At 62.2% G+C, this 13,892-nt stretch carries 12 protein-coding genes; 3 read left to right on the top strand and 9 right to left on the bottom strand.

Going from position 1 to position 13,892, the window contains the following annotated elements:
• Nucleotides 1–2: 2 nt before the first annotated feature.
• The 4 genes from AB7783_RS06475 to AB7783_RS06460 form a co-directional block, all read right to left on the bottom strand.
• Nucleotides 3–1,403 carry a pyruvate dehydrogenase complex E1 component subunit beta gene (locus AB7783_RS06475; protein WP_441277140.1) on the bottom strand — a complete coding sequence of 467 codons (1,401 nt, stop codon included), beginning with the start codon at nucleotides 1,401–1,403 and terminating at the stop codon, nucleotides 3–5.
• Between the two features lie 32 nt (nucleotides 1,404–1,435).
• Complete coding sequence (pdhA, locus tag AB7783_RS06470) at nucleotides 1,436–2,467, bottom strand: pyruvate dehydrogenase (acetyl-transferring) E1 component subunit alpha (protein ID WP_068730816.1); 1,032 nt, start codon at nucleotides 2,465–2,467, stop codon at nucleotides 1,436–1,438.
• Nucleotides 2,468–2,741: 274 nt separating this feature from the next.
• Nucleotides 2,742–3,059: an FtsB family cell division protein gene (locus tag AB7783_RS06465; RefSeq protein WP_441277139.1), complete on the bottom strand. Its 318-nt coding sequence runs from the start codon at nucleotides 3,057–3,059 to the stop codon at nucleotides 2,742–2,744.
• Nucleotides 3,060–3,126: 67 nt separating this feature from the next.
• A complete protein-coding gene (locus tag AB7783_RS06460; protein ID WP_089264500.1) occupies nucleotides 3,127–3,681 on the bottom strand; it encodes an NADPH-dependent FMN reductase in 555 nt (184 codons plus the stop codon).
• A 325-nt stretch (nucleotides 3,682–4,006) separates the two neighbouring features.
• Here AB7783_RS06460 and AB7783_RS06455 point away from each other — a divergent pair, with 325 nt between their 5' ends.
• Together AB7783_RS06455 and AB7783_RS06450 are read left to right on the top strand one after the other, a co-directional pair.
• Nucleotides 4,007–5,758, top strand: a complete 1,752-nt coding sequence (locus AB7783_RS06455; protein WP_441277138.1) for a caspase family protein — start codon at nucleotides 4,007–4,009, stop codon at nucleotides 5,756–5,758.
• Nucleotides 5,759–5,828: 70 nt separating this feature from the next.
• Complete coding sequence (locus tag AB7783_RS06450; protein WP_441277137.1) at nucleotides 5,829–6,440, top strand: LysE family translocator; 612 nt, start codon at nucleotides 5,829–5,831, stop codon at nucleotides 6,438–6,440.
• Between the two features lie 5 nt (nucleotides 6,441–6,445).
• Here AB7783_RS06450 and AB7783_RS06445 read toward each other — a convergent pair whose 3' ends face one another.
• The 4 genes from AB7783_RS06445 to AB7783_RS06430 are packed head-to-tail and all read right to left on the bottom strand — an operon-like array spanning nucleotide 6,446 to nucleotide 10,747.
• On the bottom strand, nucleotides 6,446–7,687 hold the full coding sequence (locus AB7783_RS06445; RefSeq protein WP_441277136.1) for an MFS transporter: 1,242 nt from the start codon (nucleotides 7,685–7,687) through the stop codon (nucleotides 6,446–6,448).
• A complete protein-coding gene (locus tag AB7783_RS06440) occupies nucleotides 7,684–8,820 on the bottom strand; it encodes a zinc-binding dehydrogenase (RefSeq protein ID WP_441277135.1) in 1,137 nt (378 codons plus the stop codon). Before AB7783_RS06440 ends, AB7783_RS06445 begins: the two co-directional genes overlap by 4 nt.
• 40 nt (nucleotides 8,821–8,860) lie before the next feature.
• Nucleotides 8,861–9,448, bottom strand: a complete 588-nt coding sequence (locus AB7783_RS06435) for a protein-S-isoprenylcysteine O-methyltransferase (protein ID WP_439058250.1) — start codon at nucleotides 9,446–9,448, stop codon at nucleotides 8,861–8,863.
• Nucleotides 9,449–9,466: 18 nt separating this feature from the next.
• Nucleotides 9,467–10,747 carry a hypothetical protein gene (locus AB7783_RS06430; protein ID WP_441277134.1) on the bottom strand — a complete coding sequence of 427 codons (1,281 nt, stop codon included), beginning with the start codon at nucleotides 10,745–10,747 and terminating at the stop codon, nucleotides 9,467–9,469.
• A 216-nt stretch (nucleotides 10,748–10,963) separates the two neighbouring features.
• Here AB7783_RS06430 and AB7783_RS06425 point away from each other — a divergent pair, with 216 nt between their 5' ends.
• Complete coding sequence (locus AB7783_RS06425; RefSeq protein WP_089264505.1) at nucleotides 10,964–11,644, top strand: hypothetical protein; 681 nt, start codon at nucleotides 10,964–10,966, stop codon at nucleotides 11,642–11,644.
• 76 nt (nucleotides 11,645–11,720) lie between these two features.
• On the opposite strand, the gene AB7783_RS06420 is transcribed toward AB7783_RS06425, so the two are convergent.
• Entirely contained in the window at nucleotides 11,721–13,742 is a 2,022-nt protein-coding gene (locus AB7783_RS06420) for a glycoside hydrolase family 113 (RefSeq protein WP_441277133.1), read from the bottom strand.
• Nucleotides 13,743–13,892: the final 150 nt, after the last annotated feature.

Below are 13,892 nucleotides of genomic sequence, written 5' to 3'. Positions count from 1 at the left end.
GTTCACCGATAGCAAACGGCTTTGGCCGCAGCCACGACGTCGGCCACCGACGGCAGCGCCAGCTTTTCAAGATTGGCGGCGTAAGGCATCGGCACGTCCTTGCCCGACACGCGCGCGACCGGCGCATCGAGATAGTCGAACGCGTGCTCCATGATCCGTGCGGCGATTTCGGCGCCCACACCCGACTGTTGCCAGCCTTCTTCCACCGTCACGGCGCGCGAGGTTTTCTTCACGGACTCGATGATGGTGTCGGTGTCGAGCGGACGCAGCGTGCGCAGGTCGATGACCTCCGCCTGGATGCCTTCCTTGGCGAGTTCTTCGGCGGCCTTCAGCGCATAGGTCATGCCGTTCGACCACGAGATCAGCGTCACATCCTTGCCGGCACGGGCGACCTTGGCCTTGCCGATCGGCACGATGTAGTCGTCGAGCTTCGGCACCTCGCCGGAATGCCCGTAGAGCATTTCGTTTTCGAGGAAGATCACCGGGTTCGGATCGCGGATCGCGGATTTGAGCAGGCCCTTATAGTCGGCGGCGCTATAGGGCGCGACGACCTTGAGGCCCGGGATCTGCGAGTACCAGGCCGAATAGTCCTGGCTGTGCTGGGCGCCGACGCGCGCCGCAGCGCCGTTCGGACCGCGAAATACGATCTGACAGGTCATCTGGCCGCCGGACATGTAGAGCGTCTTGGCAGCGGAGTTGATGATCTGGTCGATCGCCTGCATGGCGAAGTTGAAGGTCATGAATTCGACGATCGGCTTCAGGCCGGACATCGCCGCGCCGACGCCGACACCCGCAAAGCCGTGTTCGGTGATCGGCGTATCGATCACCCGGCGGGCGCCGAATTCCTGCAGCAGGTTCTGGGTCACTTTGTAGGCGCCCTGATATTCGGCGACTTCCTCACCCATAATGAAGACGTCTTCATCCCTGCGCATTTCCTCTGCCATCGCGTCACGCAGCGCTTCGCGGATGGTGATGGTCACCATCTCGGTGCCTTCAGGAATTTCAGGATCGGGCTGGATCGAAGCCGTCGGAGCTGCTGGTGCTGTAGCCTCTTCCTTCGGAGCCGGAGCGGATTTCGCTTCCGCGGCAGGCGGCGCGGATTCTGCGGCCTTCTCCTGCTTCGCCGGGGCCGGTGCGCTCGCCGCAGCAGATGCGTCTTCGCCGTCAGCGAGGATGGTTGCTATCGGCGTGTTGACCGCGACATCGTTGGTCCCTTCCGGGATCAGGATCTTGCCGAGCGTCCCTTCATCGGTCGCTTCGACTTCCATCGTCGCTTTGTCGGTTTCGATTTCGGCGATCACATCGCCGGACTTGATCGTGTCGCCTTCCTTCTTGAGCCATTTGGAGAGGTTGCCTTTCTCCATGGTCGGGGACAGCGCGGGCATCAGAACTTGAATGGCCATTATAACTCCAGATCGGTCTTTAAGCCGCGCGCTTAGCGGTACACATCGGTGTAAAGTTCGGATGCATCGGGCTCAGGGTCCTGCTGCGCGAAATCCGCCGATGCGTTGACGATGTCACGCACCTCGGCATCGATCGCCTTGAGGTCCTGCTCGGTCACGTCAGCGGCCAGCAGACGGTTGCGCACCTGCTCGATCGGGTCCTGATCGTGGCGGACCTTGTCCACCTCCTCGCGGGTCCGGTACTTGGCCGGATCCGACATCGAGTGGCCGCGATAGCGATAGGTCTGCATTTCCAGAATGAACGGACCCTTGCCGGCGCGGCACCAAGCGACCGCACGGTCACCGGCGGCCTTCACGGCGCGGACGTCCATACCGTCGACCTGCTCGCCCGGAATGTTGAAGGAGATGCCGCGCTTGGAGAAGTCGGTCTGCGCCGAAGAGCGCGTCACCGAGGTACCCATGGCATAGCGGTTGTTCTCGATGATGTAGATCACCGGGAGCTTCCACAGCTCCGCCATGTTGAAGCTCTCATAGACCTGCCCCTGGTTCGACGCGCCATCGCCGAAGTAAGCGAGGCTGACCAGATCATTGCCGCGATAACGGTTGGCGAAAGCGAGACCTGTTCCGAGCGACACCTGCGCGCCGACGATGCCATGACCGCCGTAGAAGTTCTTCTCGCGGCTGAACATGTGCATGGAGCCACCCTTGCCCTTGGAGTAGCCGCCCTTGCGCCCCGTCAGCTCAGCCATGACGCCCTTGGCGTCCATGCCACAGGCCAGCATGTGACCGTGGTCGCGATAGCCGGTGATGACCTGATCGCCGTCCTTCAATGCCATCTGCATGCCGACGACGATGGCTTCCTGGCCGATATAGAGATGGCAGAAACCGCCAATCGCGCCCATGCCATAGAGCTGGCCAGCCTTCTCCTCGAAACGCCGGATCAGAAGCATGTCGCGAAGCGCGTGCATCTCCTGATCGCGGGTGAAATCTGGCGGCGATGACGGGGTTGCGCCATTGCTCGTTGCCTGCCCTGCGGGAGCGACGCTTTTCTTCGGTGCGGCCATGAAAATTCCGGATGCGAGAGTGAATGGCCCTTCCTACTCCAAGTGCTTGCGGCTTGAAAGGGATTGCGTCGCGCGGAATGCCACACGGTTGTTTCGCACTGCAGCGAAGGCGCGAAACTTTCGAAATCGAATTGGATCGGTTTTGTAATTTGAGGAATGAAAGCGCTTGTCGTGGTCACGTTGCCGTCACGATGAGCAGGCGCGAGCGATCCATAGCTTTGATGCAAAGCTGTGTTGCTTCATGCGAGGACGACTCGCCGCCGAAGAGAGAATCTTAGTTTGGCTTGATGACCTTCACGAGGTCGCGCGGATACGCGTAGTCGAGCTGGTAGCGCGCGCGCTCGTCGAGCATGTCGGGATCGAGTCCACCAGATCGCAGGAGCGCCACGCGCTGCTCGGCCTTGGTGCGTTCCTTCTTCAATTGCACCAGTTCGGAGGTCAGCGCGACGATCTCCTGGTCGAGCTCCTGACGTGCGTTGAGGCCGTATTTACCGGTATAGGCATTGACCCCGAAATAGCTGATCATCATCGCCGCCAGTGCATAGAGCACGAGCCCGGTGAGGATCGATTTGAGGCGGGTATGCTTGACCATTCCCGAAAATGCGACGGCCCGGTTAAGGCGAACCTAACAACCGGGCCGCAACCTGAATTTGCGCGGCTTATTTCTTCAGCTTGTCGACCCAGGCGGCGAAGGCGTCGATATAAGCCTGCAGCACCGGCCGGATCGATTCCTTGACGATCTCGCCCTGTTCGCTGAACGCGTCGCCGACGGCATTCAGATAGATTTCAGGCTGTTGCATGATGGGACCGACAATCCCCGGCAGGGTTTGGCGCAAGCTAAGGGCAGCACCCAGGCCACCGATCGGACCGGGCGAGCTAACCACGATGCCGGTGGGCTTGCCGAGGAACGAGCTCTTGCCATAGGGCCGCGAACCGACGTCGATGGCGTTTTTCAGAACACCCGAAACTGAGCGGTTATATTCCGGAGAGACGAACAGTACCGCATCCGAGGCCTGGATCGCTTCGCGGAACTTGACCCAGTCGGCCGGCGGCGCGGCTTCCAGGTCCTGATTGAAGAATGACAGCTCGTTCAGCGTGATGACGTTCAGCTTCAGCGACGGCGGCGCCAGCTGGGCGAGTGCATTCGCAACCTTGAGCGAGAATGACTGTTTGCGGAGGCTGCCGACAATGACGGCAACGCTGTAGGTGGCCATGAGATATCCCCTGAATAACTGCTTCCAAAAAGCGCGGAGCGCATCTGGAACCTGTCACCTATCCCGGCAAAAGATGCAAGTGCATGGATTGTATTTGACTGCCGCAATCGGGCCTAACCGGCACGTCCGCCTCGCCCGCCCAAACACATCTTCGTTATGCTGATATCGCTCAAATGGATGACGCCCGGAGCGCCGCTGTGATCGAACCTTCGGAGAGTGCTGCGCGACAAACCACGTAAGACAAACCACGCACGCCAGTCCCGACTGATCTGCGACGTCTGGCCAGGCTGCTCGAATTCGACCGTCGCAATTTGCGGGGCTTCCGATGCGCAACCTTGGTCTTGTGGCTTCCGTCGTCTTCGCCTTGAGCTTGCTCAGTCAGTCGGCCTTCGCCGACAAACGCGTCGCGCTGGTGATCGGCAACTCGGCCTACCAGAACGTCGTCAAGCTCGCCAATCCGGCCAACGACGCCGCGGCGATGACCGAGACCTTGAAGACCGCTAATTTCGACATTGTCGAAGCCCGACGGGATCTAAAGGCGACCGAGATGCGCCGGGCCTTGCGCGATTTCGCGGACAAGGCGCGCGATGCGGACGTTGCTCTGGTCTATTTCGCCGGCCACGGCATCGAGGTCGATGGCACCAACTACCTGATTCCGACCGACGCACTGCTGGAACGCGACACCGACGTCTATGACGAGGCGTTCTCGCTGGAGCGCATCCTCGTGACCATCGAGCCGGCCAGGAAGCTGCGGCTGGTGATCCTCGATGCCTGCCGCGACAACCCCTTCGTCAAGAACATGAAGCGCACCACGGCATCCCGGGCGATCACCCGCGGCCTCGCCAAGGTGGAGCCGGCCAGCCCCAACACACTGATCGCCTATTCGGCCAAGGCCGGCTCGACGGCGCTGGATGGCGACAGCAAGAACAGCCCCTTCACGGCCGCGCTGGTCCGCCATATCGCGACGCCCGGCCTCGACCTGCGCAAGGCCTTTGGCTTCGTCCGCGATGACGTCATGAAGACCACCAGCAACCGCCAGGAACCGTATGTCTACGGTTCGCTCGGCGGCGACGACGTGCCTCTGGTCCCGGTGGCTGCCGTCGCCACGTCGCCCGCCGTCAGTGTCCAGGCCGAAACCCGCCGCGACTACGAGCTGGCTTTGCAGTTGGCGACCAGAGACGGCTGGAACGCGTTCCTGACCCAGCACCCCGACGGCTTCTATGCGTCGCTGGCCAAATCCCAACTAGCGAAGCTCGCAGCCGAGGACGCCCATACCGCTGCTGCGGAGAAAGCCCGCCTCGCCGTTGAAGAGAAAGCCCGTCTGGCTGCCGAAGGCGCCAGGAAGGCCGAACAGACCAAGGCAGCGGCCGATGCCAAGACCGCCGAGGATGCCCGGATTGCTGCCGAGAAACTCAAGACCGCCGAGCAGGAACGCGCCGCCGCCGGCGAGCGCGCCCGCGCGGCAGCGGAAGCCAGGGTCGATGCCGGCAAGCCGGACACGCCTGCCGCCGGACCGCAGCTGGCGACACTCCCTGCCCCCACGGCCGATGTGTCCCGAACACCCGCGCCAGCCGATCTACCCCGTCAGGTCCAGGTCGAGCTTCAGCGGGTGGGCTGCCTGCAGGGATCAGTCGACAACTCATGGACTGTGGCTTCCCGCAAGTCGCTTGAGCGCTTCAATCGCTACGCCTCGACCAAGTTCGATGCCAAGGCGGCCAGCACCGATGCGCTCGAGGCGATCAAGGCCAAGTCTGCACGGGTCTGCCCGCTGGTCTGTGCGCATGGTTCAGAGGCGGACGGCGACCGCTGCGTGAAAATCGTATGCCGCGCCGGCACCTTCCTGAACGATGACAACGAATGCGAGAAGAAGCGCAGCCGCACAGAGGCCAAACGAAACGTGCCGCGCCGGGAGCGCGATGAGCTTGATCGCCCGCAGGTTCAGGCCCGCACGCCGCGTGCGCAACCGTCCGGCCAGATCGTCTGTGACAATGCCGGCTGCCGTCCAGTGCGTCCCGGCTGCCGCTTGGTGTCGCGCGACATGCGGATCGGCCTCACCAATGTCGAGGTGTGCAACTGACGACGTGCTTGCCTGACAGGATCGCAAGCGACATTCTGACGATCCAAGTTTGCAAGCCGGAGCCATCATCGTGACCATCGAATTTCTCATCACCTCGCTGATCGTGGTGGCGTCGCCGGGCACCGGCGCCCTTTACACACTGGCAACTGGTTTCTCGCGCGGAGGCCGCAGCAGCGTCGTCGCCGCGTTCGGTTGCATGCTCGGCATCGTGCCGCATATGGCCGCTGCTATCCTCGGCCTCGCCGCGCTCTTACACACCAGCGCGCTGGCGTTTCAGGTGTTCAAATATGTCGGCGTCGCCTACCTGCTCTATATGGCCTGGAAGACGCTGCAGGAGCATGGCGCGCTGAAGGTGGAAGCCGACAACAGCGCGCAGTCCACGCTGCAGGTGATAACCACAGCGATCCTGATCAACATCCTCAATCCGAAACTGTCGATCTTCTTCCTCGCCTTCCTGCCCCAGTTCATCAGTGCTGACGAAGCGCATCCGCTGTCGCAGATGCTGCTGCTTGGCGCGGTATTTATGCTGATGACCTTCGTGGTGTTCGCGCTCTACGGCCTGTTCGCCGCGTCGATCCGCAACCACGTCATCACACGGCCACGGGTGCTGACCTGGATGCGACGCACCTTTGCCGGCGCGTTTGCCGCGCTCGGTGCCAAGCTGGCCTTCGCCGAGCGCTGACGCGCCTATTCCAGCCGCTCCACATTGCGCAGCGTCGGAAACAGCCGCATCCACAGCAACGCGATGGCAACGGTCCCGAGGCCGCCGATCAGTGCGGCAGGGACAGTGCCGAACAGCGCCGCGGTGACGCCGCTCTCGAACTGGCCGAGCTGGTTCGAGGTGTTGATGAAGAGGTAGTTCACTGCGCCGACCCGGCCGCGCATGTCGTCCGGGGTCGCGAGCTGCACCAGCGAGAAACGGATCACCACGCTGACTGTATCGGCCGCGCCGAGTACCGCGAGCGCGGCGACCGACAACCACAGCCATTGCGACACCGCGAACACTGCTGTCGCAAGGCCGAAGATAATGACGGCCTGGAACATCCGCATGCCCACCCGGCGGTTGATCGAGTAGCGCGTGAGCACCACAGTCGTCAGCAGCGCGCCGACTGCCGGCGCCGCGCGCATGAGGCCGAGGCCCCACGGGCCGGTCTGCAGGATGTCGCGCGCGTAGATCGGCAGCAGCGCGGTGGCGCCGCCGAGCAGCACCGCGAACAGATCGAGCGAAATGGTGCCGAGGATCGCCGGATTGCTGCGCACGAAGCCCACGCCGGCAAACAAAGTCCGCAGCGACGGCGGATCTTTCACCGCCACCTCGCGCGCCAATTTGATGGCGCTGTTGAGCGCGCCGCCGATTAGCCAGAATGCCGCCATCAGCACATAGGGCGTCGACGGAGATAGCGCATAGGCAATACCGCCGAGCGCCGGGCCGCAGATCATCGCAACCTGAAACACGCCGGTGGAAAGTGCCGTCGCTTTTTGCAGGCGCCCCTCCGGTACGACGCCGGGCAGCAGTGCCGAGCCGGCCGGCGCCTCGAAGGCCGTGGCAGCGCCGATCACCACCAACGCCACGAATATCAGCGGCACGGTGATCCAGCCGGCATAAGTGCCCCAGGCGAGCAGGATCGCCGTCAGCCCCTGCAGCATCTGGCAGATCTGCACCACGCGGCGGCGGTCGTAGCGGTCGGCGATATGGCCGGCGATGAAGACCAGCGCCAGCATCGGCACGAATTGCGCGAGGCCGACCATGCCGAGCTGGAACGCGCTGCCGGTCAGATCATAGATCTGCCAACCGACCGCGACAGCGGCAATCTGCGACGCGAAGCGCGAGAAGCTGCGCGACACCATATAGTACAGATACGGCGGATGGCGCAGCAAAAGCCGCGCCCCATCCGTAACCACGCCGGCAGACTGATCGGCGAGTGTCATCCCGGCATGTTCGGATTGATCAGATACTTCTCGCCGGTGGCGCGCTTCGCATAGGCCCGGAGATTGTCGAGCTGCAAGACGCCTTCGAGCGAAATCACCTTGGTGTAGTGACTGGCGAAGGTGGTCTTGAGTTCGGCGACCACGCGGGCACGGAGCTTCGCGGCATCAGCCGCGCCGATCTTCTGCAGGAACGGAAACAGCAGCCAGCCGCCCATGCCCCAGGCCATGCCTGCCGGGACGAATTCGATCGGGCGCAGATCCAGCCGACCATAGACGTAGACCTGCTTGTGGGTCGTCGAACCATAGCGGCTGTAGACCTTCATCGCCTTGACGGCGGCGACTTCCATCGCCTGCAGTATCTGGCCCTGCAGCTTGCCGCCACCGGTGGCATCGAAGGCTAGCGTGGCATTGGTGGCAATCAAAGCGGCTGTCAGATCTTCCATGAAGGTCGGCGACGTCGAGTTGCAGACATATTTCGCGCCGATGCCGCGCAGCAGTTTCTCCTGCTCCTCGCTGCGAACGATGTTGACGAGATCGATGCCGTCCTTCTGGCAGATCTTGTTGAGCATCTGGCCGAGATTGGACGCGGCGGCCGTATGCACCAGCGCCGTGTGCCCTTCCCGCTTCATGGTCTCGACCATGCCGAGCGAGGTCAGCGGATTGACGAAGCAGGATGCGCCCTCGGTGGCCGTCGTGCCCTCGGGCAGCGGCAGGCATTCCTTGGCCTTGATGACGCGATACTGCGCATACATCGCGCCGCCGATCAGCGCGACGGTCTTGCCGAGCAGCGCCTGCGCGGCCTCAGACGATCCGGCCTTCACCACCGTGCCGGCGCCTTCATTGCCGACCGCCATCGACTCGTCGAGACGGCCGCCCATCGCCTTCATGTTGGCCTGCGGGACGGTCGCGGTAACCACCGAGGACGCGCCAGAGCCTGAAATTTTCGCACTCGCCGGATCGGCGGCGCCGAGCAGGAGACCGAGATCCGACGGGTTGATCGGCGCGGCCTCGATGCGCACGACGACCTCGTCGGGGCCCGGCGCCGGGATTGCCACCTGCTGCAGCGAGATTTCCAGTTCTCCGCTGCTTTTGATGAGCGAGCGCAGTTCAAGTCCGGATGTGATGTCAGTCATGGTCGGTCCCCCTCAATCTGTCCGGCGGTCTGGTGCCGCGTCAGTAGATGCCCGGAATGATACGCTTGGTTTCACGCATATAGGCCCGGTAGTCGTCGCCGAATGCCTCGATCAGCATCCGCTCTTCATAGTCGATGCGGGTGAAGAACAGGATCGCGATCGCGACCAGCCCGCCCAGCGCGGCCATGGCATTCGGCAGCAGGAATGCCTGCGCCAGTGCCCACAACCAGAACGAGGCATACATCGGATGGCGTATGCTGCGATAGACGCCGGCACGCACGATCTGGTGAGCCTCGCGGATTTCCAGACTGGCCGACCACTGCCGGCCGAGATCCTTGTGTGAGCGGCGAAACAGCCAGAGCGACAGCACATAGAGTGCGCCGCCGATCACGACCGCCACATAATTCAGCTGATAGTTCAGCGCGGCCGGCCAGCCGGTCACCAGCCAGATCAGCGGTACCACGAATAGGCCGATGGTGGCGATCGCCAGCAGGATGCGTTCACGGCTCCAGCCGACCGCACGCAGCGTCGCCGTGCGGCGGGCCTTGCGCGCATAAGGATAGCGAATGATGAACCAGGCGATCAGACCGATCGCCCAGACATATGTTCCAAGAAGTGACGCGGTCATTGTCGTCCGATCAGGCCATCATGCGGCATTCACGGATGCCCCGGCTTGCGATTGAGAGGATGTGATCTTGGACAGCGGCATGTCCAGCAGCGCGCCATCCGCACCGAAGCGTTTGAGGCCGCCTTCGCCCGCGGTGATCTCGTCAAACGGCAGAGGACCGCAGATCACCATGCAATAGTCGTAGGGCGCGCGGCACTGGTTGCCCATCACCATCTGATAGTGAATGCGCATGAAGTTGAAGCGATAGCGCTTGAACTGTTCCATGCCCATCATGGCATGCATCTGGACGCGCCGGATGTTCGGCCTGCCCTCGTCGCGATCGCGACTGCGGCGTTTCAAGGTCACCGGATCGAAGCGGTAGAAACTGATGACGTCGTCGCGGGCGTGATATTCGGTCCAGCGGATCGCCGGCGTGTCGGCGACGAGACGCGTTGCTGCGCGTACGCTCTTTCCGGCCGGATGCAACGCGAATTTCGGGATGGTCGCGCTCACCGTCATCACGCAGATGGTCGGGCCATGTTTCGTCAGATCCGGGTCGAGCGCGAGTGCGCGGGCCACCGCCTCCATCACCAATGCCGCACCAAGGCAATGCCCGACGATGACGATCTCGTCGACATCGGCCTTCTGCGCGCGGGCCACGATCACCCCCGCGAATTCATCGACGCGCGCCGTCATCTTCGGGCGCTGGCCATGAACATATTGCCGCGAGAAAATCCAATCGTCGAACACATGATTGATCGGCTTCCGCCAGCCGTAATGATGCAACAGCGCCGTGAAGACAGCAGCAGCGACAATCGCGCCGGCGCTCCATGCGGCGGCGCCATTCATGCCAAGCAGCCAGGTCAGCCCATAGCCCACCGCTGCGCCAGATGCAGCAAAGCCCGCGATCCACAAATAGGAGAACAGGAAGAAGCCGGCATATTTCCAGCTCGCATAGAAGAAGCGGAACAGGGTTCCCGTCACCAGCCAGTCGCCCAGCGTAACAAAGGCGGCACCCAATCGCGACAGCATGCTTCGGGTGTGATCCTGCAGGATCAGGTCATCCCAGCGCAGCATCTCGTAGGTGGTTTCTGTCTTCCAGTTCGGCCCGGAGGTCTCGGCCCGCCAGGAGGCGCTCACTTCCGTAGCGTCAAGCAGCCCAGAGGCTTTCGCAGACACGCTCCACGTCTTCTCGAAACTCGACAGCGAACGGCGGAACCGCTCAAGCTGCGTGTCCGGCAGAATCGGGTCGTAGCCGCCAATGTGAAAGACATGTCGCCGCGCGATCATCGTCCGTTCGCTCCCGAGTGCATCACGCACCGTTCTGATCCGGTGCATAGCAAATTCGCCCGCGCCGACAAACCTGCCCCATGCCCAAAACGGAAGCGTCCGGCAGGATTTTGTCGCCCTCAGGTCACACAGCCGCTCTTTCGCAACCCCCTTCATCACAATTCCGGGAATCGAGGCAGGACTGTGATTGACGGCAGGGCCTTATGTCTGAACATGTCGCGGGTTTTTTCGAAGAAAGAAAGCACTATGTCGATTGCTCTCAAGGGCTTCAAACGGCCGTCGTGGACCTCTCCGGCGGCCGTTTTGCTGATTCTGTCGTCGCTCTTTGTGGCCTCACTCGCGAGTTCCGGGGATGCCGATGCGGCGCCCGGCCGTCGCCCCGGCCATGTCTATCTCTATCGTGGCCTCATGAACGTGTTCTCGCTCGGCATGGATCAGATCGCCTACAAGCTCGAAGCCGCCGGCGTCGCCTCCTCGGTCAGCAATCACACGCTGTGGAGCGGCCAGGCAGACGACATGATCGCCCGGTACAAGGCCGGTAACCGCGAACCGATCATCCTGATGGGCCACTCGGCCGGTGCCGACGTGACCATCTCGATTGCCCGCAAGCTCGCGCAGTACAACATCCCGGTGGCGCTGATCGTGAACTTCGATCCGGTGGCGCCCGATGCCGTCCCTAACAATGTGAAGCAGATCGTGAACTATTACGTACCCGCCGGTTGGGGGCGCGCGGTGTCTGCGGATCCTCGCTTCAAGGGCAAGCTTGCGAACGTCAACGAGAACGCCACCACCAACCACTTCTCGATCGACAAGGACGACAGCCTGCAGCGTCAGGCCATTGCCCGTGTCATGGCCGTGACCGGCGGCGGTATTCGCCGCAAGCCGGCGGCGCCGAAGCCTGCACAGGTCTCGGCTGCTCCGCAATAACACGCAGCCAATATCGAAACGAATTCAGCCGAGGTGATCATCACCTCGGCTGAATTGTTTTGGCCATCCGAAATCCTCAGACGATCAGCACGTCATGATGCGATGGAGGCGTCGCCGGCACGAGCGCGGCATCATGAGCGCCGAGCGCGTCGTCCAGCGCCGGCGCGGCCACGACGGAATGGCTGGACGCCGTCAGGACCTGAGCAAGAGCGACTTCCGCAGCGCCCTCCCCCTGCGCACTATTCTGCACCTCCGTGTGGGCGGACGTCGTGTGGCCGGACGTCAGACTGAAAGCAAAGTTCTCGCTGCCAGTGCTGCTTGCAAATGCTTGGCCGAGCGTATCGACGGCAATACTGGCATTTGCGAATTTCAGAAATTCCGTATTGGTGAGATAGTCAGTGCCGTCGCGGCCAGCGACGCTGTCAGTGACGATCGTCTGAACGCCACTGCGAGTGATGCTGTAGTCGGCCACATTGCCGGAGAATACCGCGGTGTCGGTGCCATTGCCGCCATTGATGATGTCGTTGCCGATCCCGCCAGCAATGTAGTCATCGCCATCTCCACCGCGGACGACATCGTTGTCACTTGAGGCACCGAAGAACCAGTCCTGATGCTTGGCCGTGTCGAATTGGATGCTGCGGACATAGAGATCGAACGAGCCGGGTGAACTGGCATTGGTGCCGTCGGCCGGCACCAGATCGACGCCATTGATGGCAATGTCCTTGAAATGCAGCGCGCGCCCGGGCTCGGAATTTGCGAGATTGATCGCGACACTGGAGATGCTGGCGGGATTGTCGAAAGTGACCGTGTAGGTCTGGTAGCCCGACGGATCGCTCGCGGGCGTGAATTCAAGCACGCCCGAAACCGGCTGGCCATTGACCAGAACCTGCGCCTGCGCGCCGATTCCGTTCACGACGGAGCCATAACCCGTCAGCGTGATGGTGGTCGTGGCGAGCTTGCCCGCTACGCTTGGGCCGGCGACAATCGTATCGTTCCCGGCACCGCCATAGATCTCGTCATGACCGAGCCCGCCAAAGATGACGTCGTTGCCGCCTCCGAGATCAATCGTGTCGCCGATCGACGAGCCCGTAACGGTGATACCCGGCGTCGCCCCGTTTCCCTGGAAATACTGCGCCACCACATCCTGCGCCGGCTTGTCCATAACGGAATAGCCGGTCTCCGAATAGAAGTTGTTGAGGTCCCACTGCCAGAACTCGGCGCCTTTCAGCCAGCTGCCGCCATGCGCGCTCCAGACCTGAAAGAACGCATTATAGGCATCGGCCTGCTCGGCAAGATCCGCGGGCGCCTTGGATGATCCGCCGCCCGGATTGATCGCCGTGCCGTCGATACTGCGATAGCCGACCTCGGTCATCAGCACCGGCTTGCCGTAATCCATCGACAGCGAATGAAAGAAATCGACGGGCGACTGATAGCCGAATGCTTTCGCGTAATACGGATTGTACGGCACCTCATTCCAGGCGTGTACGAGATCGTCCACCGTCGGCGTGGTGCTAGCCGTCAAGGGTGGATAGGCGTTGATGCCGATCGTATCGACCTGGTCCCAGAAGCTGACCTTGGATGCTTCGTCGGTTGCCGCCGCGTAAGTGACTTCGCCATGATAGACGCCGCGCACGGCCGAGATGATATCGACCCAGTAGCTTCGATAGGCATCGCCCGAAAGGCTGCTCATCTCATTGCCGATGGCGAAACTGGCGACATCGCCCTGCTCTGCAATTTCAGCCAGGTGAACGATCTCGGCCTTGTAGGACGCGAAGAAGGCATCGACGTCCGACGGCGCCAGACTATGCGAGATCGTGCCGTCGAGACCTGTAATGCCCGGCTTGAAGACAACATCCAGCCCGGCGGCATGGGCCTTCTGAAAACCGGCCAGCAGGCTTGCGTCGCTTTCGGTCTTGGCCGGCACGGCGAGCACGTCATTGCCCGTACGGCTATCGGTCCATATCCGCGTCGTCAGCGCGATCGAATTCGATCCGAGGGACGCCATGGCCTGAAACGCCTGATCGGCCGACGCACTGGAGAACTGTCCATTCCACTCCGACAGTGCACCGAAACCTTGGACCTTAAAGATGTTGGGCATTCGCGCTCTCCATCGGCATTGTCTGGAGAAGGCTGAACCCGCAACGTGATACCTTCGCGACCGCAATGGGGTATCATGATGACGTCTACAAATTGAACCTCGTTGTAGGCTTACGCGGTCAGGGTCATTCAATGAAAAACGCCGCCCGCT

The sequence above is a fragment of the Tardiphaga sp. 172_B4_N1_3 genome, assembly GCF_052076035.1.
Taxonomy (GTDB): domain Bacteria; phylum Pseudomonadota; class Alphaproteobacteria; order Rhizobiales; family Xanthobacteraceae; genus Tardiphaga; species Tardiphaga robiniae.
This window is presented reverse-complemented; position numbering and strand designations above follow the sequence as displayed.